Below are 22,411 nucleotides of genomic sequence, written 5' to 3'. Positions count from 1 at the left end.
CGGCGGCGCCCCGCCCTGTACGTGGGGCGCCGCTCGCGTCGTCAGCGGGCGGGTTCGAGGACCTTGGCCATGACGGGCCCGGTGGCCCACAAGCCGCCGCGGACGACGCCGATCCCTGCCGCGAGGCAGGCCGCGAGGGTCAGCACGGACAGCGGCGCCATGACCAGGGCCAGGCCGGCCAGCGGCAGCACCAGCAGTGCCGCGACCGCCGCGGAGCCCAGGCTTACCAGCAGCAGCGGGAGCATCACGGCGCGGATGCGTGCTCGGTCCATGACGCGCCGCGGCATGCCCAGCTTGTCCAGGCTGCTGTACAGGTCGGCCCGGTCCAGCACCGCGGCGGCCTGGTTCACGCCGGCCGAGCACGCCACCATGAGGAACGAAACGATGATGGTGACCAGGATGCCGGTGCGGATATCGCCCGCCACGAACTGCTCCGGGCCGACGGTCTCCTGCGGGCTCGCGGCTGCCAGCGCGGCTCCGGTGCCGCCGAAAACCGCCACGAAACTGGTCATCGCGACGCCACTGACCTGCCGCCACGCAGCCTTCGGCGATTCCAGGATGGCCCGCGCCGCCAGGAGCTTCCCTGCCGTCGAAGCCGTGCGCAGCTGCCGGCGGCCCAGCACGGAGACCACCCATGGACCGAGCAGGTTCAGCACGCCGAGCCCGGCGACGAACGTGCCCAGGACCACGGCGATGGCGATGGCAGCCGAAGCGTAGCCCGTGCTCACGGCGGCGAATCCGGCGATGATCACCAGCGCCCCGAGGACGCCGCGGAGCCAGTGCACCTTGGCCGGTGCCTGCCGGGTGCGCACGCCGAGCGGCGAGATGACAACCTTGCGGAGGCCAGCGGCAGCGCTCACGGCGGCCAGCAGCACCACCGCGGCGGCAACTGCGGCAACCGCCAGCGGGTTGAGCCAGAAGGCCGGGCCAATCGGCGCTCCGCGGAACTCGATCAGCTGGACCAGCGGCGCCAGCAGCAGATAGCCCGCCACGCCGGCTACCGCCCCGGCCGCCGCCAGGGCGGTGGATTCGAGCACGGTGATGATGCCAACGGTCGACGGCGTGGCCCCGAGCAGGCGGAGGGCGGACAGCCGGTCGTCGCGCCGCCGCGCGGACAGCCGGGCCGAGGCGCCGCCGAGCGTGAGCAGCGGCAGCACCAGCAGCACCAGCGCCAGCACGGCCAGCAGCTGGTAGAGGCCGGCGATGGGGTCCTGCCAGCGGAAGAAGGACAGGGCGCCGGCGAGCACGGTCAGCAGCAGCGTGGTGACGAGCCCGAAGGCCAAGACCGGCAGGGCCGCTGCGGACCCTCCCGTTGCTCCGGGACGGGACAGCAGCCAGGCCAGCCGGACGGCGGAGCGGAGATTTACGACGGCGGTGCTCATCGGGCACCGCCGGCGCTATCGCCGACCAGGCGGCCGTCCTGCAAGCTGACGACGCGGGTGCAACGGGACGCCACGGCGTCGTCATGGGTCACGACGACCAGGGTCTTGCCGGCGCCCGTGCTGGAATCCAGCAGGACCTGCATGACCTCGGCCGAGGTCGCCGAATCCAGTGCGCCCGTGGGTTCGTCGGCGAAGATCACGCCCGCTCCCGTGACCTGGGCCCGGGCGATAGCCACGCGCTGGGCCTGGCCGCCGGACAGCTCTCCGATCCGGCGGTGCTCCATGCCGACGAGGCCCAGCGACTGAAGCCAACCCGCGGACGCTTGCTCCGCCGTCGTCCGGTCCATGCCGTTGAGCATCAGCGCGATGGCCACATTCTCCAGCGCGGTCAGCTCCGGGATGAGCAGACCCTGCTGGAAGACGAACCCGAAGGACTCCCGGCGGAGGCGGGAGCGCGCCGACTCGTTCAGGCTGCTGATCTGCGTGCTGTCCGTGGCGGTACTGAGCATGACCTGGCCGCTGTCCGGCAGGACGATGCCGGCCAGGCAGTGCAGCAGCGTGGTCTTGCCGGAGCCGGAGGTGCCCATGATCGCCACGGATTCGCCGGCCCGGATGTTGAGTGTCAGGCCGGACAGGGCGGTGGTGCTGCCGTACGTCTTGGTCAACGCGCGGGCGCTCAGGATGGGCGGGCCGGGACGGTTGGACGGGTGCTGTGCCCGGGCGGAGGCGGCGGGGTCCCTGGGTGCCGGGATGGGGTGCGCGCCGTTGACGGGCCGGGGCCGGACGGCGCCGGGCGTGAAGCGGTGCTGCCGGTGCGGGTGGAGTTCATGCTTCCATCCTGTCCGGGGCGGCGGTGCGGCGCGTCGGGCCCCGGGATGAAAACCCGGCCCGCCGGGCTCATACCCGGGGTGGAGCCGGCTGATCCTGCCTGACGGTCAGGATCGGTCAGATCCTGGCGGCGGCGCCCTCCAGGATCTCCCGGAAGGCGCTGATCGCGGGGTGGTGGGCGCTGGCGCGGCGGACCGAGGTGAAGATGGTGCGCCGCGGCTTGGTGGGCAGTTCGAGCAGGCGGCAGCTGTGCGCCCGCCCCGTCCAGAGCAGGTCCGGCATGAAGGCGACGGCGTTGCCGGACTCGACCAGGCGGATCTGCGCCTGGAGGTCCGCGGTCTCGTACCGGACGTCGGGTTCGAAGCCGGCGGAGCGGCAGGCCTGCTCGGCCCAGTGGCGGGAGGCGGCGCCGTGCGGTTCCATCACCCAGGGCCGGTGCTTGGCGTCGTCGACCGACCCGATGGCGCCCAGGCCGGCGTCCTCCGCGGGGACGGCGAGGCGGATGGCGTCGGTGGTCAGCTGCTGCCGGTCCAGCTCGGGATAGTGGGGTGCGGCATGGCCCGGATACTGCTCGGCGACGACGACGTCGAAGTCCCGCGCCCACGTCTCGTAGAGCGCCGTTTCGGGTTCGCGCTGGACCATTTCGATCCGCACTTCCGGGTGGCGCTCCCGCATCTCGCTGAGCGACTGGGGCATCAGCGCCAGGGCAGCCGACTGGAAGACGGCCACGCGTACGGTGCCGGTGACGGTGGTCAGCGACGCGGCCAGGTCGGTCTCGGCGCGTTCCAGCCGCTGCAGCAGCTGCTCGGTGTGGGTCACCAGGATTTCGGCCTGCGGGGTCAGCTGCACGCGCCGTCCCGTCTTGCGCAGCAACTCGACGCCGGCTTCCTTCTCCAGCAGGGACAGCTGCTGCGAGACCGACGACGGACTGAAGTTGAGCGCGGCCGCGACCTCTGCGAGGGTGCCGCGAATTTTCAGCTCGCGCAGGAGCCGTAGCCTGCGGACGTCCAGCATGCTTCCTCGATCCCTCGGTGAATCCGATCCATATCGATCGGAAAAGATCACTTTATCTAATTGAACGCCGCTTCCATACTTGAGGAAAGACCTACCCAAATCGACTGCAAAGGGTTCATGCTGGCATGAAAGAGCTTGTGAAGGAGGCCTCCGTGGAGACGGATGCGCTGGCGGGAGAGACTCCGGGCGAACTCGCCGATGAGACCATCGCGCTGGTCCGCCGCTGGCTGACCGAGGCGGCCAAGGTGCCGGTCGACCCGGCGGCCAAGCAGCTGGCCGGGGTGCTGAAGGACCCCAACGGACTGGAGTTCACCGTAGGATTCGTCGACGGCGTGATCCGGCCGGAGGACCTCAAGGTGGCCGCCCGCAACCTCGCCGCGCTGGCTCCCAAGGCCCCGGCCTTCCTCCCCTGGTACATGCGCGGCGCCGTCCGGCTCGGCGGCGCGATGGCTCCCGTGCTGCCGCAACTGGTTATTCCGGCGGCGCGGAGGGTGCTGCGCGAAATGGTCGGCCACCTGATCGTCGACGCCACGGACGCCCGACTCGGCCCGGCCATTGCCAAGATCCGCAGGGACGACGTGCGGCTGAACATCAACCTGCTGGGCGAGGCCGTGCTGGGCCGCCGCGAAGCCGCCCGCCGCCTCGAGGGCACCCACAAACTGCTGGCCCGCGACGACGTCGACTACGTCTCGATCAAGGTTTCCTCCACCGTGGCTCCGCATTCCCCGTGGGCCTTCGACGAGGCGGTGGAGGACGTCGTCGAAAGCCTGACCCCGCTGTACCGGCAGGCCGCGCAGTCGCCGCAGCCGAAGTTCATCAACCTCGATATGGAGGAATACAAGGACCTGGGCATGACCATGGCGGTCTTCACCCGGATCCTGGACCGCCCCGAGTTCCACAACCTGGAAGCCGGCATCGTGCTGCAGGCCTACCTGCCGGACGCGCTGGCCGCGATGATGGAGCTGACCCAATGGGCCCGGGCCCGGCGGGCCGCCGGCGGCGCACCGATCAAGGTGCGCGTGGTCAAGGGCGCCAACCTGCCGATGGAACAGGTGGAGGCCTCCCTGCATGACTGGCCGCTGGCCACGTGGGGCACCAAGCAGGACTCGGACACCAACTACAAGCGGGTGCTCAATTACTCCCTGCGCCCCGAGCACGTTGACGCCGTACGGATCGGCGTCGCCGGGCACAACCTGTTCGACGTGGCGTTCGCCTGGCTGCTGGCGAAGCGCCGCGGCGTGGCGGACCGGATCGACTTCGAGATGCTGCTGGGGATGGCCCAGGGCCAGGCCGAGGCCGTGAAGAAGGACGTCGGCTCGCTGCTCCTCTACACCCCGGTGGTTCATCCGCAGGAGTTCGACGTGGCCATCGCCTACCTCATCCGCCGGCTGGAAGAGGGCGCCAGCCAGGAGAACTTCATGTCGGCGGTCTTCGAGCTGAGCGCTAACGAGCAGCTGTTCGAGCGGGAGAAACAGCGTTTCCTGGCTTCGCTGGAGAACCTCGACGACTCGGTGCCGCCGCCCAACCGCCGGCAGGACCGGCACGAACCGGTCGAGCCCGCTCCCCGCGACGGCTTCCGCAACACCCCGGACACCGATCCGTCCCTGCCGGCCAACCGGGCATGGGGCCGCGGCATCCTCGAGCGGGTCCCGGATTCCACCTTGGGCGTCGAGGCCATCGAGGCCGCCGCCATCCGGGACGAGACCGGGCTGGAGCGGGTCCTCGCCACCGCCGTGGAGCACGGCAAGGCGTGGGGCGCGCTGTCGGGCGCCGAGCGTGCCGAGATCCTGCACCGCGCCGGCGACGCGCTCGCCGCCAACCGGGCGCGCCTGATGGAGGTCTCGGCGGCCGAGGCCGGCAAGACCCTCGACCAGTCGGACCCCGAGGTCTCTGAGGCGATCGACTTCGCGCACTACTACGCCGAGCTGGCCCGCAGGCTCGACACGGTGGACGGGGCCATATACGTGCCGTCGCGGCTCACCGTGGTCACCCCGCCCTGGAACTTCCCCATCGCCATCCCCGCCGGATCCACGCTGGCCGCGCTCGCGGCGGGCTCCGCCGTCGTCATTAAACCGGCGAAGCCGGCGCAGCGGACCGGCGCGGTCATGGTGGAGGCGCTGTGGGAGGCCGGCGTCCCGCGCGAGGTGCTGCAGCTGGTGCAGCTGGGCGAGCGGGAACTGGGCCGGCAGCTGATCTCCGATCCGCGCGTGGACCGCGTGGTGCTGACCGGAGGCTACGAGACCGCCGAGCTCTTCCGGTCCTTCCGCCCGGATCTGCCGCTGCTGGCCGAGACGTCCGGCAAGAACGCCATCATCGTCACGCCGAGCGCGGACTTCGACCTCGCGGCGAAGGACGTGGCCTACTCCGCCTTCGGGCACGCCGGCCAGAAATGCTCGGCCGCCTCGCTGGTGATCCTGGTCGGCTCCGTGGCGCAGTCCCGCCGCTTCCGAAACCAGCTGGTGGACGCCGTCACGTCGTTGACGGTCGGCTACCCGCAGGACGCCGCCACGCAGATGGGACCGGTCATCGAGCCGGCCAGCGGCAAGCTGCTGGACGGGCTGACCAACCTCGGCGAGGGGGAGGACTGGCTGCTGAAGCCGGAGCGGCTGGACGAATCCGGCAAGCTCTGGAGCCCCGGAGTCCGCACCGGCGTGCGCCGCGGCTCGCGCTACCACCTGACCGAGTTCTTCGGCCCGATCCTCGGCGTGATGACCGCGGACACCCTCGAGGAGGCCGTGGCCATGCAGAACGAGATCGACTACGGCCTGACGTCCGGCCTGCACTCGCTGGACCGCGACGAGCTGGACTACTGGCTGGACCATGTCCAGGCCGGCAACCTGTACGTGAACCGGCACATCACCGGGGCGATCGTGCAGCGCCAGCCCTTCGGCGGCTGGAAGAAGTCGGCCGTGGGCGCGGGCAGCAAGGCCGGCGGCCCGAACTATCTCGCCGGGCTGGGGGAGTGGGAATCCGCGCCCAGCCGGGCTACGGCAGAGATCAAGGACGACGGCGTGCGCCACCTTCTCGCCGCGGCCACCGGGGCGCAGGGGTTCCTGAACGAGGACGAGGCCGCCTTCCTGGCGCGCTCGCTGTCCTCGGACGCCGAGGCCTGGGCTGAAGAATTCGGGGTGGTGAAGGATGTCTCGGGCGTGGCCGCCGAGCGCAACGTCTTCCGCTACCTGCCGCTGCCGGTCACCGTCCGCCTGTCGGAGTCCGAGCGGCCCGCCAAGCTGGTCCGCGTGCTCGCCGCCGGGCTGCTGGCCGGCTCGGACGTGAAGGTGTCCACCGCCGTCGACCTCCCCGCCGCAGTGCGCGCGGTGCTGATCGACCGCGGCATCGAGGTGGTGGTCGAGGACGACGCCGCGTGGCTGGCGCGGGTGCCGCGCCTGGGACCCGGACGGATCCGGCTTATCGGCGGGGACCCGTCCGCGCTCGCCGAAGCAGCTGGCGGTTCGCCGGACGTGGCGGCCTACCCCCATCCGGTCACCGAGGCCGGACGAGTGGAACTGTTGCCGTTCCTGCATGAGCAGGCGGTCAGCATCACGGCGCACCGCTTTGGTACGCCGAACACCCTTTCGGTAGGGCTGATCTAGGAGAGGAAGCCCCATGAGTACACGTGATCTGAGCCAGTCCATCATGCGGCGCAAGCCGCTGAACGAAGTCGACGACGAGAGCGTCAAAACCGGACTGTTCCGGTCGCTGGGCCTGTGGCAGCTGACGGCGATTGGTGTCGGCGGCATCATCGGCATCGGCATCTTCACCTTGGCCGGCCTGGTGGCCAACGGCGGAGGGGAGGCCGAACCGGTGGGGCCTGCGGTGCTGATCTCCTTCCTGATCGCGGGACTGGCCAGCGCCGCCGCCGCGTTGTCCTACGCGGAATTCGCGGGCATGATCCCGCGGGCCGGCTCCGCCTACACCTACGGCTACGTCGCCCTGGGCGAGATCATCGGCTGGTTCATCGGCTGGGACCTGCTGCTGGAATACATCGCGATCGTGGCGGTGGTGGCCATCGGCATTTCCGGCTACTTCACCGAGTTCATGAGCGGGATCGGTATCGACGTGCCGGTCTGGATGCAGGGCACCGCCGACACGATCGAGGGCGGCGTCATCAACCTGCCGGCCATTCTGGTCTGCCTGCTCATCGCGTGGATCCTCAGCCGCGGAACCAAGACCTTCGGCCGGTTCGAACTCGTCGCGGTTGGCGTGAAGGTGCTGCTGATCCTGTTCATCATCGGGCTCGGCTTCTTCTTCGTGAACCCTGACAACTACACGCCGTTCATGCCCTCGGGCTTCGGCCCGGTCCTGGCCGGCGCCGCCACCGTCTTCTTCGCCGTCTTCGGCTACGACGCGATGAGCACAGCGGCGGAGGAGGCCGTCGACGGCAAAAAACACATGCCCAAGGCCATCCTGCTCTCCCTGCTGATCGCCATGATTCTCTACGTCCTGGCCACGCTGGTGCTGACCGGCATGCAGAACTACACGGAGATCAGCCCCACGGCCGGCTTCGCCTCGGCCTTCCAGAATGTCGGCCTGCCGGTGGTGGCCACGATCATCTCGGCGTTCGCCGTGGTCTCCATCCTGACCGTCATGCTGACCTTCCTGCTCGGCGTCACCCGGGTCTGGTTCTCGATGAGCCGGGATGGGCTGCTGCCGCGTTGGTTCTCCGCCACGGACCAGCACGGCACTCCCCAGCGGGTGACCTGGATCGCCGGGATCGCCTCGGCTCTGCTCGCCGGTGTCTTCCCGATCCGGGCCGTCGCGGACCTGACCAACATCGGCATCCTCGCAGCCTTCGTCGTGACCTGCGTTGCCGTGATCGTGCTCCGCTACACCCGGCCGGACGAGCCGCGGACCTTCAGGCTGCCGCTGATGCCGGTAGTCCCGGCCTTCGGCGTCCTCTCCTCGTTTTTCCTGATGCTGCAGCTGCACTGGGAAACCTGGCTCCGGTTCGGCGTGTGGCTGATTATCGGCCTGCTCATCTACTTCTTCTACGGCTACAAGCATTCGCTGATGAACCCGAACAGTCCCCGCCGCCAGCAGCTCAAGCCCGGCCGCCCCGGCTGACCGGTCCGGCGGCGGGAGGGTCCGTGGTCCGGCGGGAATTCACCATGCGTTTTCCCGCCGGCGCCTAGGCTCGGCGTATGACCCGCATCCTGACCCCGCTCCTGGCTGCGCTCGCCGCCGCAGCCCTGTCCGCCGTCGTTGTTCCCTCTGGCCAGGCCGCCCCGCAGCAGGCCCCGCCGGCGGCGCATACTGGGAACGTGCAACAGGAAACGATCCGGATGGCCACCTACAACGCCAGCCTCAACCGCGGCGCAGAGGGCGAGCTGCTCGCCGACCTGGCCACGCCGGACAACCAGCAGGCCCGCAACATCGCCGAGGTCATCCAGCGGAACAACCCGGACATCCTGCTGCTGAACGAGTTCGACTACGCCGAGGGCAACGCGGCGGTGGACCTGTTCCGGCAGAACTACCTGCAGGTCAGCCAGAACGCCCAGGCGCCGGTGGAGTACTCGTACGCCTACGCCGCGCCGTCCAACACCGGCATCGACACGGGCGTGGACCTGAACAACGACGGCGTGCTCGGAACCGGGGACGACGCCTTCGGCTTCGGGCTGTTTCCGGGCCAGTACGGCATGGTCGTGCTCTCGAAGTACGCGATCGACACAGCCAACGTGCGCACCTTCCAGAACTTCCTCTGGAAGGACATGCCGGGCAATCTGATGCCGACGGACTACTACTCTGCGCAGGCACAGGAACTGCTGCGGCTCTCCAGCAAGTCGCACTGGGACGTGCCGGTGCAGGTCGGAAACAAGACCGTCCACGTGCTGGCCAGCCACCCCACGCCGCCCTCCTTCGACGGGCCCGAGGACAGGAACGGGAAGCGCAATTATGACGAGATCCGCTTCTGGGCGGATTATGCGGCAGGCGGGCCGCGGGCATCGTACATTTACGACGACGGCGGGGCACAGGGCGGCTTGAAGCCCGGTTCGCGCTTCGTGGTCATGGGCGACCAGAACTCCGACCCCCGGGACGGAGACTCCTACCCGGGCGCGATCGACCAGCTGCTGGACCACCCGCGCATCCAGGACCCGAGGCCCGCCTCGCAGGGGGCTGTAGAAGCGGCGGCGCTGCAGGGCGGAGCCAACATCAGCCACCTGGGCGACCCGCGCTTCGACACCGCCGACTTCAACGACGACCCTGCGCCGGGCAACCTGCGCGCCGACTACGTGCTGCCGTCGAAGAACCTGCTGGTGCGGGGCGCCGGTGTCTTTTGGCCCAAGCGGGGAGAAGCCGGCTCGGAGCTGACCGGCGAGTTCCCGTTCCCCACCAGCGACCACAGGCTGGTCTGGGCCGATGTGCAGCTGCGCGGCTAGGCCGGACGGCCATTGCGCCGCCAGCCCGGCGCTGGGAAGCTCGAAGCATGGTTGAGAGCTTCTCCCTGACACGCAACGACGCCCAGAGCCGCTACGAGATCCACGTGGACGGCAGGCTGGCGGGCGCCTCGGTCTTCCACGCGAGCGGGCGCGAGGTCGCCTTCCAGCACACAGACATCCGGGCCGAGTTCGAGGGCGAAGGCCTGGCGGCCAAGCTCGCTGAGTATGCCCTGAGCGACGTGGCAGGGCGGGACAAGACCGCCGTGCCGCATTGCCCGTACATTGCGGGTTACCTGCGCCGGCATCCCGAGATGGCCACGCGCGTCCGCTGGCCCTGAGGCTGCGGGCGCCGGAGAAGGGGCGCCGGATCAGCGGCGCCGCTGCCAGGCCAGGGCGTGCAGCCCGAGGGCCAGGCCGATGCACGCGAAGCCCCCGCTGAGGAAGCCGGGGGAGAGTGTGGGCAGGATGAACAGCCACACGCTCGGATCGGGGCCGGGAGCGAACTGGTCCGTATCGATCAGGCCCAGCGGGACCATCGCCGAGAAGATGCCCAGGCCGAGGGCGACGAGGCCGACAAGCCAGAGGGACAGGAGGAACGGGTTGATTTTCCGCGCCACGGATTCGGCAGGTTCCCCGGCCTCCGCGGCGGCGCCGGCCGGCGCGACCTCGGAAATTCCCGGGCCTTCATGGAGCCCGTCGCGGCTGGGGTCCGCCGGCCGGCCGGGGTGGTCCGGCCGGCCGAACGGGGCATGCTCGGGCGGCCGCGGCACGGCTTGGGAAGCCGGGCCGGAGCCGGATGCGGAGGTCTTCCGGATCTGCCCGTTGCCGGAGGCGCGTGCGGACTGCGCGGTCCCGGGGGCCTGCCCCTGATGCCCGCGCTGGTAGATCGGGTCATAGCGCTCGTCGAAGCCAGGCATTCGCCGCCCCTCTCGGTTTGTCCCCACAACCTATCCGAATCCGTCCGCGCTTGTTAGGCTTGCCCGCATGGGAACACTGATTTTCGAGTAATCCGCGTGTCGCCCCGCCGCGATGCCCGTCAGATGCCAGCTCAAAATCCCGCCTGCCGAGGCTGTGCCTTGCGAGTCGTTCCCGCGCTTCCGTGCCTGAACCGACCCGACTTCCGCCGTCACTGGCGCCGGCACCAGACACCTTCTCCGCAGAGCATTCACGATCAGGAGGAAACCATGACCACCGCTGATAAGAACAAGGACCTGCACGTCCATCTGGCCCCGTCGGCGGCCGCCAAGCTGAGCAGCGAACAGCAGAAGCGGCTCGACGAGGCCCGCGCCGCCAAGAATCCGGGCGACCTGCCCGGCTGGCACAGCATCGGCAACGGCCACAAGCCGACCCACGCCAGCAGCCGCCAGGGCCGCGGCGAGAAGCAGGTCCGCTGGTAGCCCAGGCCGTAGCGACGTCCGCTGGCGGCGCGGCCAGCCTGGTCCCGCGCCTGATCCGCGGGCTTCCCTATTAGACAGGGGCTCCCCTGGACCGGAAGGTCCAGGGGAGCCCCTGTCTGTGCTGCGGCTGCCAGCGGGCCGGCACGGCGCGTCCGGCGCTGACGACGGGCGGCCGCTACTCGGCGTCGTGGTCCGTCTCGAGCACCTGCGCGAGGGATTCGAGGGCTGCGGCAGCGCCCTCACCCTCGGCGCGCAGGACCACCTTGGCGCCGTACTCGGCGCCCAGGCCCATCAGCGACAGGATGCTCGAGGCATCCAGGGCCTCGTCCGCCGGCGTGCCCTCAAGGCCGATGGTGACCTCGACGGGCTGTTCGGCGGCGGCTTCGGCGAAGATGGCGGCGGGGCGGGCGTGCAGGCCGACCCGGCTGGCGACGGTAGCGATACGTTCGGGCATGGTTGTCTCCTTTTGTTAGAGTCCGAGGGTTTCGAGCATTGGGAGGTTGGCGCGGACCTTGGCCTTGGCCGTTTCGGCCGAGTCCGCGGTGACGGCCAGCCGGGCCGCCTCCTTGGCCTGCTCCAGCGTGACCGTCTTGAGCAGGGCGGCCACCCCGGACAGCGCCCGGGCATTCATCGAGAGCGAGTTCACGCCCAGCCCCACCAGTACGACGGCGAGGGCCGGGTCCGCGGCTGCCTCACCGCAGACACCAACCGGCTTGGGCGGCTGGTGGGTGGCGGCGGCTCCGTCCACGGTGGCCTTGATCAGCTGCAGCACGGCCGGCTGCCACGGATCCGTCAGCTCGGCGAGCGGCCCCAGCTGGCGGTCCGCTGCCATCGTGTACTGCGTCAGGTCGTTCGTGCCGATCGAGGCGAAGTCCACCGCCTCGAGGATGGCGCCGGCGGTCAGGGCCGCGGACGGCACCTCCACCATGACGCCGGGGGTCTTCAGCCCGGCGGCCTCGCACAGTCCGGCGAAGTGCGCGGCCTCGGAGGCGGCCGAGATCATCGGCGCCATGACCCAGACCTCGGCTTTGCTTTGGCCGGCGGCCGCGGCGATGGCCTGCAGTTGGCGCTGCAGCACGCCCGGGTGCGCCTTGTCCGTGCGGTACCCGCGCACTCCCAGCGCCGGGTTCGGCTCCGTGGCGTCGGTCAGGAACGGCAGCGGCTTGTCGGCGCCGGCGTCCAGCGTGCGCACCACGACCTTCTTGCCCGGGAAGGCATCGAAAACGGCCTTGTACGCGGCGGACTGTTCCTCGAAGGACGGTTCCTCATCGCGGTTCAGGAAGCAGAACTCGGTGCGCAGCAGCCCCACGCCTTCGGCTCCGGCGGCGGCCGCGGCCAGCGCACCCTCCCCGTCCCCCACATTGGAGAGCAGCGGCACCAACTGGCCGTCCGCCGTCGTACCCGTTCCGTCAAAGGCGGGCAGTGCCCCGCGGGCCGCCCAGGCCGCGGCCGCGCTGCGCTCCGTCTCCCCGGGTTCGGCCACCACGAGGCCGGCCGAACCGTCCACGAACACTTCGGTGCCGGAGGGGATGGACGTGACGCCTTCGGCGGCGACGACGGCGGGCAGGCCGAGCGCGCGGGCGAGGATGGCCGTGTGCGACTGCGGCCCGCCGCCGGCGGTGACCAGCGCGATGACCTTGGCCGGGTCCAGCGTGGCCGTGTCGGCCGGTGCCAGATCGTCGGCCGCCAGGACGAACGGGACATTCGAATCGGGGATGCCCGGCGCCGGGACGCCGCGCAGCTCCGCCACGACCCGGGCCCGCACATCCAGCACGTCCGCCGCGCGTTCGGCCATGTAGCCGCCGAGCGCCTTCAGCTGCGCCGCCACCTGCTCGGCCGCTTCCCAGATGGCCCGCTCGGTGCTGCGGCCGGCCGCCAGGAGCTTGGCCGCGGACTTCAGCAGCATGGGGTCGGCCGCCATCAGCGCGGTGGCCTTGAGGACCTCCGCGGCGTCGCCGCTGGCGTTGGCGGCGCGGGCCTTCAGCCCGGTCTGGACGGCCTTGGCCGCGGATTTCAGCCGTTCGGCCTCGGCCTCGACGCTCGCCTCCGCCGGGAGGCCGACGCCGGCATCGGGCTCGGGGACGGCGGGCGGCATCTGCAGCACGGGGCCGATGACGCGGCCCGGGCTGACGCCTGCTCCGGTGATGCTGCTCATTGGGTACCTCACTGTCGAATTCCTGCTTTTCTTCGGAACGCTGCGGTCAGGCGGGCACGGCGGCCGGCTCGGCGGCAGCCTCCTTGCGGACGGCGTAGCGCTTCAGCGCGACGACGGCCAGGGCGGAGATGATCGTTCCCACCACGATAGCGACGATGAACATCAGCAGGTTGCCGATGGCGAAGAAAACGAACAACCCGCCGTGGGGCGCCTGCGAGGTGACGCCCGTCGCCATGCAGATGGCACCGGTGACGGCACCGCCGACCATGCTGGCCGGGATCACGCGCAGCGGGTCCGCCGCGGCGAACGGGATGGCGCCTTCGGAAATGAAGGAGGCGCCCAGCAGCCAGGCCGCCTTGCCGTTCTCGCGCTCGGCGAGGGAGAAGCGCCTGCGGTCGAGCACGGTGGCCAGGGCCATCGCGAGCGGCGGGACCATGCCGGCTGCCATGACGGCGGCCATGATCATCCAAGGCGCCTGGTTAGTGGCGGAACCGGCGCCCAGGCCGGCGACGGCGAAGGAGTAGGCCACCTTGTTCACCGGGCCGCCGAGGTCGAAGCACATCATCAGGCCGAGGATGACACCCAGGATCGCCGCGGAGGTGCCGGTCAGGCCGGACAGCCAAGTGTTCAGCCCCTGGGTCAGCGCCGCGATGGGGCCGCCGATGAAGAGGAACATGGCACCGGAGGCGACAATCGAGGCCAGCAGCGGGATGATGACCACGGGCATCAGGCCGCGCAGCCAGCGCGGCGCAGCCAGCGTGGTGAGCCAGTAGGCGAAGAAGCCAGCGATGAGGCCGCCGACCATGCCGCCGAGGAAACCGCCGCCCATGAACAGCGCGACGGCGCCGGCGGTGAAGCCCGGGGCGATGCCCGGCCGGTCCGCCAGGGCATAGGCGATGTAGCCGGCCAGCGCCGGGACCAGGAAGCCCATGGAGAGGGCGCCGATCTTGAACAGCACCGCGCCCAAGTACGTCATCAGGCCGCCGTCGGGCAGGTTGAACACGCTGTTCTCCAGCACGACTTGGTCCGCCACGCCGGTGATGTCGTACCCGCCGAGCAGGAAGCCCAGCGCGATCAGCAGGCCGCCGCCGGCAACGAACGGAATCATGTAGCTGACGCCGGTCAGCAGCGCACGCTTGAGCTTGCCGCCGAAGCTTTCGCCGCCCCCCGCCCCTGCATGCTCGGAGATGTCGGCGGTGGCGCTGACGCGGCGGGCGTTGGGATTGTCCGCCGCGGCCAGGGCTTCGCGGATCATCACGTCCGGCTCATCGATGGCGCGCTTGACGGGGGACTGGATGACGGGCTTGCCGGCGAACCGCTCCTTCTCGCGGACGTCCACGTCGACGGCGAAGATGACCGCGTCGGCGGCGTTGATCACGGCGGGGTCCAGCGGCGTGGCGCCGGCGGAGCCCTGGGTTTCGACCTGCAGGCCGATGCCGGCCTCCTCCGCAGCCGCGGCGAGCGAGTCGGCCGCCATGTACGTGTGGGCGATGCCGGTCGGGCAGGCCGTGACGGCGACCAGCGTCTTCTGCGCGGTCCGGGCCGTCCCCGGCTCCGCCGCGGCGCCGGCGGGTGCTGAGCCGGCGGCGGGAGCGGCTGCAGCGGCGGGGCCCGCGCCGGCGGCCGTGCTGCCGGTTCCCGCAGCGGCGGTGGCCGGGGCCTTCTCCGGGTAGACGGCGCCCTCGACCAGGGCCACGATCTCGGCCGGCGAGACCGCCGAACGCAGCGAGGCAGTGAAATCCTTCTTGACCAGCGAGCGGGCCAGCTTGGACAGCAGTTGCAGGTGTTCCTTGTCCGCCCCTTCCGGCGCGGCGATGAAGAAGACCAGGTCGGCGGGGCCGTCCTTGGCGCCGAAATCGGCGCGCGGCTCGAGTCGTGCCATGGCGAGCGTCGGCTCCAGCACCGCTGTGGAGCGGCAGTGCGGGATGGCGATGCCGCCGGGCACGCCCGTGGCGGTCTTCTGCTCGCGGGCTACGGCGTCGGCGTAAAGCCCCTCGAAAGCAGAGGCGCGGCCCGTGTCGACCACGCGCTGGGCCAGGTGCCGGATGACTTCCTCGCTGGTGGTGCCGAGGTTCTCGTCAAGGGTGACGAGCTGTTCGGTGATGAGCTGGGACATGTGTCTTCCTTATTAGCGTGATGCTGCCGGCGGGAGCTGGACAGCCAGTGCGGTGACGACGACGGAGCCGGGCTTCGTCTGTTCAAGTGAGGGTAGGGTGGTTCCGGGCAGGGAAGCGGCGGCGGCGCCGTGCGCGACGGCCTGCCGGAGGCAGTCGGCGGGGGCATCCCCCCGCGTGGCCGCCAGGAGGTAGCCGGCCAGGGATGAGTCCCCGGCCCCGACGGTGCTGCGGGCAGCCACCGGCGGATGGACCGCGGACCAGGCGCCGTCCCGGGTCACCAGCACGGCGCCTTTCGCGCCGAGGGTCGCCAGGACGGCCTCGGTTCCCCGGTCGAGCAGGACCTCCGCGGTGGCGGCAGCCAGTTCCGGCGACGCTTCCAGTTCGGCCTCGCTGTGCATGCCGGCCAGCTCGGCCAGCTCCTCGGCGTTGGGCTTCACCAGGTCCGGGGCGGACTCGAAGCTTGCCGCATAGACCTGGCGCAGCGGTTCCCCGGAGGTGTCGACGGCGATGCGCGGGGCGGCAACGCCGAGCTCGGAGCGGACCTTGGCGGTGAGCGTCGCGTAGAAGTCGGCGGGGACGCCGGGCGGCAGGGATCCGGCGAGGACCAGCCATGCCGCCCCCGAGCATTGCGCCACGACGGCGTCGGCCAGCCGGTCCTGCTGCTGCCGGTTGAGGAGCGGGCCGGGTTCGTTGACCTTCGTGGTGGTCCCGTCCGGCTCCGTCAGCGTGATGTTGCTGCGCAGGGGCTGGCCGATGGGCAGGGCCAGGTGGGCCAGGCCGGCCTGGCGGAGGCCGGCGACCACCGGATCCTCCGGATCGCCGGGGATGACGGCGAGGCTCTCCGCACCCGAGGCCGCCAGGGCCCGGGACACGTTGACGCCCTTGCCCGCCGCCTGCTGCGACGCCGAGGCCGCGCGCTGGACGCTGCCGCGCGAGAGCGGCCCGGTCAGTTCGACCGTCCGGTCCAGGCTTGGGTTGGCTGTCAGTGTGATGATCATGCGACCACGACCTCTACGTCGGCTTGTTCAAGCGCGCCCGCGAGGGGGCCGGCAGGTTCTTTGTCTGTGATCAAGGTGTCGATTTCCTCCAGCCCGGCAAAACGCACCAGGGTTTCCTCGTCCAGCTTGCTGGAATCGATGAGCGCTACGACCCGGCGGGCCGAGCGGACGATGGCAGTCTTGACCGCCGCTTCGAGCGGATCCGGTGTGCTCAGCCCGAAGCTGGCATGGATTCCGTTGGCCCCGATGAAGGCGATGTCCGGGCGCAGGGCCGCGAACCGCTCCAAGGTGGCGGCACCGATGCCCGCGCTGGTGAGGCCGCGGACCCGCCCGCCGACCATCTCGAGCTGGAGCTGCGAGCCGGTGGAGATCCGGTAGGCGATGGGCACGGCGTGGGTGATCACCAGCAGCTCGTCGTGGCGGCCGTTCGGCTCCGACGTCAGCAGCTCGGCGAGCAGTTCCGTGGTGGTGCCGGCGTCAATCACGGCGGAGGCGGCGCCGGCGGGCACCAGAGCCAGGGCCCGGCGCGCGATGCGCAGCTTTTCGTCATGCCGCTGCAGCTGGCGTGTATCCAGGCTCTGCTCGCTGGTGCTGGCCTTGTGCACGGCCACCGCGCCGCCGTGCACCCGGCGCAGCTGGCTCAGCTCCTCCAGCATCGCGAGGTCCCGCCGGACGGTCTCCTTGGTGATGTCGAACTTGTCCGCCAGCTCGCTGACCGTCACGCGTCCCCGGGCGTCGACCAGGGCTCCGATCAGGCGGTGGCGTTCAGCGGCGAACATGTTTCTCCAAGTGCTTCCGTAAGACTGTCGCGATGCTGTGACCGGAGTCACTCACGTGTTTGTTTTGACGACTTTATCTGCGTTTCCCACCGGAAGTCAACACAAAAACAGATAAAACCAAAAAAGCGGGTCCTGGGCGGCGGGCTACGGTAGCTGTATGAGGTCCGACATACGCAGACTGCTGTGGCTGCAGACGGTAAACGTCCTGCTCATGGCGATTGCCGCCGTCGTTCTGGTTATTGGGATAGACCAGGGGGCGGCGGCGTTGGTGGGCGCCCCGACGGACTTCATCCTGGGCGGATATGGTGCCGCGCTGATGATCGGCGTGGCCGCGGTGGTGCTGGTGTTCGCGGCCATGGCCTACCGCGGGATGGCGCGCGGGGAGCGGTATGCTCCGCTGTTCGCCATGCTCGGCTGGGCGCTGCTGTGGTTCCCGCTCGAGTTGGCGCTGTCGGTCCTGATGCCCGGCAGCCCCGCGGCGCAGTTCGCGGCGACGGCCGTCAGCGGGCTCGGCGTGGCGTTCTCGCTCGCCGTCCTCGGCAGTACCAAGCCGCGCTGACAATGCTTGGTCGGATGGTAGAAGTGGTGCATGGAAACCGCCGTCTGGTCCCGCCCGGCCGAAGAGCGTGCCGGCACCAACTTGCTGGTCATGATCCATGGCTATGGTTCCTCCGAGGAGAGGCTGCTGCCGCTGTTCGAGGTGCTGCCGCCCAACGTCACCGGGGTGGCGCCGCGGGGCCATTTCGACGTCGGCGGCAAGCACGGGTGGTTCCTGCTGGATCCGTTCCTGACCTCGGACTTCGCCGAGGTGGTTGGCTCGGCCAACCGGGTGTTCGGGTGGCTGGATCCGATTCTCGCGGCCGGCAGTTTCCGCAGCGTGAGCCTGCTCGGCTTCTCGCAGGGGATGGCGATGGCGACCACGCTCCTGCGGTTGCGTCCCGCGGCCTTTCGCGCCGCCGTCGGGCTTTCCGGTTTTGTGCTGGACCACGACCTGCTGGCCTTGACCGATGAGCTGGACGGCAGCGTGCCGTTCTTTTGGGGCCGCGACGCCGACGATGTTGTCATCCACGGGGATGCGATCCAGTATTCGGCCGAATGGCTGGAGGCGCACACGCAGCTCACGGCGAGGACCTATCCGGGCATGGGGCACAACATCGGCGCGGAGGAAATGCGCGACATCGGCCTTTTCCTTCGCGTCTATCTGGGGCAGTGATTCCCCCGAGCCGCTACGAGCCTGTGCCGTTAGAGGCCGGTGTCGCGGACGTCGTCGCGGCGGACCGTCTCCCCGGTTCTCGAATCGTTGAGCTGGCGGCTTTCGGTCACGCGGCGGCGGCTGGTTCCCGCCATCACGACGGAGATGATCAAGCCGAGGGCGCCCACTCCCATCAGGATCCAGCCGACCAGCGTCAGGTCGACGAAGTCCACGACGTCGGCGACGGCAAACGCCAGAATTGCGCCGATGGCGATCAGGGCTATCGATGATCCAATCCTCATAGCAACTGCTCCTTCTCTTGGCCGGCCGGGTCCCGCGGGCGCCCGACCTGCTGTAATATCGGCGGTGCTTCTACGTGCTCAGCATACTTATCTTGGTTCCGGGAAGGGCTGATTCGCCGTTTTCGGTTATGCCGGGGGCCTGTGTTCTAGGGTTGATCTCGACAGGCACGAACGAAGGAGACGCATGGCCAGGAAATACAATCCGGCAATAAGGATGGCGGCGGGCACGGCGTTCGATGCGAAGGGTAACCCGAAGCCGCACGTGACCAACGCGATCATGAAGGCCCTGGATGTCCAGCGGCCGCTGGTGCTGGCTAACCTGAACCGGCTGCGGCGAAGGTACCCGGAGGCATCGCCCGCGGAATTGACCGCAATGCTGGAGAAGCACTATCTGCGGACTGTGACAGGCGGCGGCGCGGCCGTGGGCGGCTCTGCGCTGGTGCCCGGCGTCAGCACCGTCGCGGCACTCGGCCTGTCGGCGGTCGCGACCATGGGCTTCCTCGAGGCCACGGCCCTTTATGCGCAGTCGATCGCTGAACTGCACGGAATCCACCTTGATAACCCGGACCGTGCACGCACCATGGTCATGGCCATTCTCATGGGCGAAGAGGGCCTCGCGCTGATCCGGGACCTGGTGGGCCAGGCCGGAGGCAAGAAGCAGGGCCAGACCTGGGGCAACATTGTCGGTACCAGCATGCCGTCCGGAATGGTCGGAACCGTGGTGGACAGCATGCGCCGGCGGTTCCTGAAGAAGATCCTCGCCAAACAGGGCGCCGCCATGCTGGGCCGCGCCGTGCCCTTCGGCATTGGAGCCGTGGTGGGTGGCGCCGGCAACCACTTCATGGGCCGGAAGGTCATCTCCGCCACGCAGGAGGCCTTCGGCGAGCCGCCGCTGGTACTGCCGATGGGCCTGGTGGAGGAGCTGGCCCAGAAGCGGCACTACATCCCGCGCCGGCACCACGAGCTCGCCGGCGGGGCCGGCGTGGATGCTGCCGGGCAGGGCGCCGAGGGTCCCGGGCAGACCGGCGGGGCTGCGGGGGCCTGGGACACCAAGGACGCCGGGGAGGGCCCGGGCCGCTCCTGACTTCCGGCTTGCCCCGCCGGGCTGCGCGACCGGTCAGGCTCCGCAGCCGCTCCGTTTTGGTGCCCCTGCTCCGGTACGAGGTGGAGCCAGGTAACCAAAGCGGAGCGGTGCGCCATATGGGGGCCGGTTTGGATGAGTCCGCCGGGAATGTGCCTGCGGTCTGGCGGGTGGCCCCGGTTCGCTGTCGTGCCCGGAATGGTGGTGGGCGGCCCCGGTTCGCTGTCGTGCCCGGTTTGGTGGGCGGGCGCGGTTCGCTGACGAGCTAGGTTCGGCAGGCAGCCCCGTTCGCCGCGACGGAAAAGGTGCAGTTTTGGCGGAGAATGGCAGCCTTGGGCGACACTGTGGGGCTCTGACCTGCGGCTTTGCTGGAGGCGATGATAGGAACTGCACCGTTTCCGTCGCGGAGCCGCGTGGCCGAGCCCGGGTGAACGGGTCCAGGCGGCAGAGCCCGGCTGGCCGAGCCAGGGGTGGTCGAGCCCGGGCCGCGTCGCCGGGCGGTGGGCCCGACATTGCTAGCCGAAGATGGCGTGGGCGATGGTGAAGATGACCAAGCCGGCGAGGGAGCCGACGACAGTGCCGTTGATGCGGATGAACTGCAGGTCGCGGCCTACCTGGAGCTCGATTTTCCGGGAGGTCTCCTCGGCGTCCCATCGCTCCACCGTTTCGGTGATGACACCGGCGATCTGCGAGCGGTAGGTGCGCACGAGGTAGCCGGCGGCTTCCTCGATCCAGCCGTCCACCTTGGCAGCTAGGTCGGCGTCGTTGGCCAGGCGGTGGCCGAAGTCGCGGACGGCCGCGGTGAACTTCAGGCTGAGTTCGCTCTGGGGGTCATCGACGGCCTGCAGCATGGCCCGCTTGATGGTTTCCCAGATGCGGGCGGCGAGCTGGCGGACCTCGGGATCGCCGAGGGCATTGTTCTTCAGGTGCTCGACGCGGGCGATCATGTCCGGATCGTGCTGCAGGTCCTGCGCGAGCGACTGGAGGTAGACGTCCAGCTGGCGGCGGACCTGATGGTCGGGGTCGTCCTGGATGGAGACGATGAAGCGGTACAGCTCCATGTGGACCTTGTCGCCCATCAGCGAGTCCACGAAGGACGGCACCCAGGTGGGGGAGCGGTCGGCAACCAGGCGGGAAACCGTTTCCTGGTTGTCCAGCACCCAATCGCCGGCGCGGTCCAGCAGCAGGTCTACGAGCTTCAGGTGGTGGCCGTCGTCGAGCACACGCTTGGCGAGTTTGCCCAGGGGCGGGCCCCATTCCGGGGCGAGCAGGTGCCGGCGGGCCATGGATTCGATGACGTCCTGGACGTCTTCGTCGTTGAGCACCAGCATGGCGGCGCGGATGGCGGCTGCGCCCTCCCGTGCCACCCGGTCGGCGTTCTGCGGCTGCTCCAGCCAGGCGCCGGTGCGTGCCGAGACACCCAGCGAGGCAATCTTGGCCTTGACCACTTCTTCGGAGAGGAAGTTATCCTCGACGAAGCCGCCGAGGCTTGCCCCGATCTGGTCCTTCTTGCGCGGGATGATCGCGGTGTGCGGGATCTTCAGGCCCAGCGGATGCCGGAATAGGGCGGTGACGGCGAACCAGTCGGCGAGGGCGCCGACCATGCCGCCCTCGGCGGCGGCGCGCACGTACTCCAGCCACGGGTATCGGTCCTGGAAGGCGAAGGCGATGAGGAAGACCACCGCCATGGCCAGGAGCAGGCCGCCGGCAATGCGCTTCATCTGCCGCAGTCCCGCGGCACGATCGGCATCGGTCAAAGCCCGTACACCGCCGTCGTACCTCACCTCAGTGGCCATCCGTCCTCCGTCGTGGAAATTCGAGTCTTCGTCACAGTAAGTTAACCAGTCTGTCAGCGTGCGCAGGGTCCGCGCCCCCATTTGCGGGGTAGCGTGAAATCCATGAAGCACAAGATCTTCGCGCACCGCGGCTCGAGCGCTCAATTCGCCGAAAACACGCGGGCGGCCTACCTTCAGGCTATTGCCGACGGCGCCGACGGAATCGAGTGCGACATCCATTTGACGGCCGACATGAAGCTGATCTGCTTCCACGATTTCGACCTGGACCGCACCTCCAGTGGCACCGGCCATGTTGCCGACCATACGCTTGATGAGCTGCTGCGGCTGGATGTTTCGTCCTGGCGCGGAGCATCGATACCGCCCGAGTACGGCGGGATAGCGGACCAGCTGATGACGCTGGACGCCTTGGTCGACCTGATGCGGGCCGCGGGCCGTCCGCTGGAGCTGGCGGTGGAACTCAAACACCCCAGCCCCTTTGGCCAGACCCTCGAAGACGAACTGCTGAAATACCTCATGGCGGAGGGCTGGGAGCCCGAGTCATCCCGGCTGGACAACATCACCATCTCCTTCATGAGCTTCCATCCCGACGCCGTCAAGCACCTGGGCGACCACGTGCCGATGGAGCACTTGTGCCAACTGGTCGACGACATCGAAGCCGAGGAGATCCGCGGCAGCCTGTTCATGGGCAAGCTCACAGCCGGTGCGGTGGTGGCGCTCCTGCGCCGGGCCTTGTCCGAAGGTGAGCAGCTGATCGACGCCGGCAGCGTTGGACTGGCCGGCCCTGGCATCGACTACGTGCGCGCGCACCGCCCGGTGATCGAGCGCTGGCTGGCAGCCGGCCGCCGCTTCCGGGTCTGGACCGTCGACGATCCCAAGGACGTACAGCTCTGCCGTGACCTGGGCATCCAGGAGATCACGACCAACCGGCCGGCGCAGGTCCGGGGCCTGCTGGAGGCCGCCAGGCTGAGCGCCTGACCCCCACCGGTGCGTTTC

At 69.7% G+C, this 22,411-nt stretch carries 20 protein-coding genes; 9 read left to right on the top strand and 11 right to left on the bottom strand.

Annotated elements, in window-relative coordinates; translation table 11 throughout:
* Positions 1-41: 41 nt before the first annotated feature.
* From OC550_RS20330 to OC550_RS20320, 3 genes are all read right to left on the bottom strand, one after another.
* The gene (locus OC550_RS20330; RefSeq protein WP_262107745.1) at positions 42-1,382 is read right to left on the bottom strand and encodes an FtsX-like permease family protein; all 1,341 of its coding nucleotides are present in this window, start codon (positions 1,380-1,382) and stop codon (positions 42-44) included.
* Entirely contained in the window at positions 1,379-2,047 is a 669-nt protein-coding gene (locus tag OC550_RS20325; RefSeq protein WP_262107744.1) for an ABC transporter ATP-binding protein, read from the bottom strand. The genes OC550_RS20330 and OC550_RS20325 overlap by 4 nt, the downstream gene beginning before the upstream one ends.
* Positions 2,048-2,327: 280 nt before the next feature.
* On the bottom strand, positions 2,328-3,224 hold the full coding sequence (locus OC550_RS20320; protein WP_262107743.1) for a LysR substrate-binding domain-containing protein: 897 nt from the start codon (positions 3,222-3,224) through the stop codon (positions 2,328-2,330).
* A gap of 125 nt (positions 3,225-3,349) precedes the next feature.
* Between OC550_RS20320 and OC550_RS20315 the strand changes: the two genes are divergently transcribed.
* The 4 genes from OC550_RS20315 (at position 3,350) to OC550_RS20300 (ending at position 9,939) form a co-directional block, all read left to right on the top strand.
* Entirely contained in the window at positions 3,350-6,817 is a 3,468-nt protein-coding gene (locus OC550_RS20315; protein WP_262107742.1) for a bifunctional proline dehydrogenase/L-glutamate gamma-semialdehyde dehydrogenase, read from the top strand.
* 13 nt (positions 6,818-6,830) lie between these two features.
* The gene (locus OC550_RS20310; RefSeq protein ID WP_262107741.1) at positions 6,831-8,288 is read left to right on the top strand and encodes an amino acid permease; all 1,458 of its coding nucleotides are present in this window, start codon (positions 6,831-6,833) and stop codon (positions 8,286-8,288) included.
* 77 nt (positions 8,289-8,365) lie between these two features.
* Positions 8,366-9,601, top strand: coding sequence for an endonuclease/exonuclease/phosphatase family protein (locus OC550_RS20305; RefSeq protein ID WP_262107740.1), 1,236 nt, complete (start codon positions 8,366-8,368; stop codon positions 9,599-9,601).
* 47 nt (positions 9,602-9,648) lie between these two features.
* Positions 9,649-9,939, top strand: a complete 291-nt coding sequence (locus OC550_RS20300; RefSeq protein WP_262107739.1) for a GNAT family N-acetyltransferase — start codon at positions 9,649-9,651, stop codon at positions 9,937-9,939.
* A 30-nt stretch (positions 9,940-9,969) separates the two neighbouring features.
* On the opposite strand, the gene OC550_RS20295 is transcribed toward OC550_RS20300, so the two are convergent.
* The gene (locus tag OC550_RS20295; RefSeq protein ID WP_262107738.1) at positions 9,970-10,518 is read right to left on the bottom strand and encodes a hypothetical protein; all 549 of its coding nucleotides are present in this window, start codon (positions 10,516-10,518) and stop codon (positions 9,970-9,972) included.
* 267 nt (positions 10,519-10,785) lie between these two features.
* Here OC550_RS20295 and OC550_RS20290 point away from each other — a divergent pair, with 267 nt between their 5' ends.
* Positions 10,786-10,998, top strand: a complete 213-nt coding sequence (locus OC550_RS20290; protein ID WP_262107737.1) for a hypothetical protein — start codon at positions 10,786-10,788, stop codon at positions 10,996-10,998.
* Between the two features lie 175 nt (positions 10,999-11,173).
* On the opposite strand, the gene OC550_RS20285 is transcribed toward OC550_RS20290, so the two are convergent.
* The 5 genes from OC550_RS20285 to OC550_RS20265 are packed head-to-tail and all read right to left on the bottom strand — an operon-like array spanning position 11,174 to position 17,047.
* Entirely contained in the window at positions 11,174-11,452 is a 279-nt protein-coding gene (locus OC550_RS20285) for an HPr family phosphocarrier protein (protein ID WP_262107736.1), read from the bottom strand.
* A 15-nt stretch (positions 11,453-11,467) separates the two neighbouring features.
* Positions 11,468-13,153, bottom strand: a complete 1,686-nt coding sequence (ptsP, locus tag OC550_RS20280; RefSeq protein WP_262107735.1) for a phosphoenolpyruvate--protein phosphotransferase — start codon at positions 13,151-13,153, stop codon at positions 11,468-11,470.
* Between the two features lie 46 nt (positions 13,154-13,199).
* The gene (locus OC550_RS20275) at positions 13,200-15,269 is read right to left on the bottom strand and encodes a fructose-specific PTS transporter subunit EIIC (RefSeq protein ID WP_262107734.1); all 2,070 of its coding nucleotides are present in this window, start codon (positions 15,267-15,269) and stop codon (positions 13,200-13,202) included.
* A gap of 12 nt (positions 15,270-15,281) precedes the next feature.
* Positions 15,282-16,268 (bottom strand): 1-phosphofructokinase family hexose kinase, encoded by a 987-nt coding sequence (locus OC550_RS20270; protein ID WP_262107733.1) that lies wholly within the window; start codon positions 16,266-16,268, stop codon positions 15,282-15,284.
* Positions 16,265-17,047: a DeoR/GlpR family DNA-binding transcription regulator gene (locus OC550_RS20265; RefSeq protein WP_262107732.1), complete on the bottom strand. Its 783-nt coding sequence runs from the start codon at positions 17,045-17,047 to the stop codon at positions 16,265-16,267. Before OC550_RS20265 ends, OC550_RS20270 begins: the two co-directional genes overlap by 4 nt.
* Before the next feature lie 157 nt (positions 17,048-17,204).
* Here OC550_RS20265 and OC550_RS20260 point away from each other — a divergent pair, with 157 nt between their 5' ends.
* A complete protein-coding gene (locus OC550_RS20260; RefSeq protein ID WP_262107731.1) occupies positions 17,205-17,606 on the top strand; it encodes a hypothetical protein in 402 nt (133 codons plus the stop codon).
* Between the two features lie 30 nt (positions 17,607-17,636).
* Complete coding sequence (locus tag OC550_RS20255; protein ID WP_262107730.1) at positions 17,637-18,260, top strand: alpha/beta hydrolase; 624 nt, start codon at positions 17,637-17,639, stop codon at positions 18,258-18,260.
* A gap of 29 nt (positions 18,261-18,289) precedes the next feature.
* Here the strand turns inward: OC550_RS20255 and OC550_RS20250 are convergent, their stop codons facing one another.
* On the bottom strand, positions 18,290-18,541 hold the full coding sequence (locus OC550_RS20250; protein WP_262107729.1) for a DUF6458 family protein: 252 nt from the start codon (positions 18,539-18,541) through the stop codon (positions 18,290-18,292).
* A 184-nt stretch (positions 18,542-18,725) separates the two neighbouring features.
* Between OC550_RS20250 and OC550_RS20245 the strand changes: the two genes are divergently transcribed.
* Entirely contained in the window at positions 18,726-19,625 is a 900-nt protein-coding gene (locus tag OC550_RS20245) for a hypothetical protein (protein WP_262107728.1), read from the top strand.
* A 512-nt stretch (positions 19,626-20,137) separates the two neighbouring features.
* Here OC550_RS20245 and OC550_RS20240 read toward each other — a convergent pair.
* Positions 20,138-21,418, bottom strand: coding sequence for a DUF445 domain-containing protein (locus OC550_RS20240; protein WP_262107727.1), 1,281 nt, complete (start codon positions 21,416-21,418; stop codon positions 20,138-20,140).
* Between the two features lie 102 nt (positions 21,419-21,520).
* On the opposite strand from OC550_RS20240, the gene OC550_RS20235 reads away from it, so the two are divergent.
* Positions 21,521-22,393: a glycerophosphodiester phosphodiesterase family protein gene (locus OC550_RS20235; RefSeq protein ID WP_262107726.1), complete on the top strand. Its 873-nt coding sequence runs from the start codon at positions 21,521-21,523 to the stop codon at positions 22,391-22,393.
* The last annotated feature ends 18 nt before the right edge of the window (positions 22,394-22,411 follow it).

The sequence above is a fragment of the Arthrobacter sp. Marseille-P9274 genome (assembly GCF_946892675.1).
Taxonomy (GTDB): Bacteria; Actinomycetota; Actinomycetes; order Actinomycetales; family Micrococcaceae; genus Crystallibacter.
The sequence above is the reverse complement of the archived record's forward strand: the minus strand, read 5'-3'. Positions and strand labels throughout refer to the sequence as shown.

Bases quoted from the DNA above. Each gene is read 5' to 3' on its own strand.
- OC550_RS20330 (WP_262107745.1), bottom strand. From the start codon at position 1,382: ATGAGCACCGCCGTCGTAAATCTCCGCTCCGCCGTCCGGCTGGCCTGG.
- OC550_RS20320 (WP_262107743.1), bottom strand. From the start codon at position 3,224: ATGCTGGACGTCCGCAGGCTACGGCTCCTGCGCGAGCTGAAAATTCGC.
- OC550_RS20315 (WP_262107742.1), top strand. From the start codon at position 3,350: ATGAAAGAGCTTGTGAAGGAGGCCTCCGTGGAGACGGATGCGCTGGCG.
- OC550_RS20310 (WP_262107741.1), top strand. From the start codon at position 6,831: ATGAGTACACGTGATCTGAGCCAGTCCATCATGCGGCGCAAGCCGCTG.
- OC550_RS20305 (WP_262107740.1), top strand. From the start codon at position 8,366: ATGACCCGCATCCTGACCCCGCTCCTGGCTGCGCTCGCCGCCGCAGCC.
- OC550_RS20300 (WP_262107739.1), top strand. From the start codon at position 9,649: ATGGTTGAGAGCTTCTCCCTGACACGCAACGACGCCCAGAGCCGCTAC.
- OC550_RS20295 (WP_262107738.1), bottom strand. From the start codon at position 10,518: ATGCCTGGCTTCGACGAGCGCTATGACCCGATCTACCAGCGCGGGCAT.
- OC550_RS20290 (WP_262107737.1), top strand. From the start codon at position 10,786: ATGACCACCGCTGATAAGAACAAGGACCTGCACGTCCATCTGGCCCCG.
- OC550_RS20285 (WP_262107736.1), bottom strand. From the start codon at position 11,452: ATGCCCGAACGTATCGCTACCGTCGCCAGCCGGGTCGGCCTGCACGCC.
- ptsP (WP_262107735.1), bottom strand. From the start codon at position 13,153: ATGAGCAGCATCACCGGAGCAGGCGTCAGCCCGGGCCGCGTCATCGGC.
- OC550_RS20275 (WP_262107734.1), bottom strand. From the start codon at position 15,269: ATGTCCCAGCTCATCACCGAACAGCTCGTCACCCTTGACGAGAACCTC.
- OC550_RS20270 (WP_262107733.1), bottom strand. From the start codon at position 16,268: ATGATCATCACACTGACAGCCAACCCAAGCCTGGACCGGACGGTCGAA.
- OC550_RS20265 (WP_262107732.1), bottom strand. From the start codon at position 17,047: ATGTTCGCCGCTGAACGCCACCGCCTGATCGGAGCCCTGGTCGACGCC.
- OC550_RS20260 (WP_262107731.1), top strand. From the start codon at position 17,205: ATGAGGTCCGACATACGCAGACTGCTGTGGCTGCAGACGGTAAACGTC.
- OC550_RS20255 (WP_262107730.1), top strand. From the start codon at position 17,637: ATGGAAACCGCCGTCTGGTCCCGCCCGGCCGAAGAGCGTGCCGGCACC.
- OC550_RS20250 (WP_262107729.1), bottom strand. From the start codon at position 18,541: ATGAGGATTGGATCATCGATAGCCCTGATCGCCATCGGCGCAATTCTG.
- OC550_RS20245 (WP_262107728.1), top strand. From the start codon at position 18,726: ATGGCCAGGAAATACAATCCGGCAATAAGGATGGCGGCGGGCACGGCG.
- OC550_RS20240 (WP_262107727.1), bottom strand. From the start codon at position 21,418: ATGGCCACTGAGGTGAGGTACGACGGCGGTGTACGGGCTTTGACCGAT.
- OC550_RS20235 (WP_262107726.1), top strand. From the start codon at position 21,521: ATGAAGCACAAGATCTTCGCGCACCGCGGCTCGAGCGCTCAATTCGCC.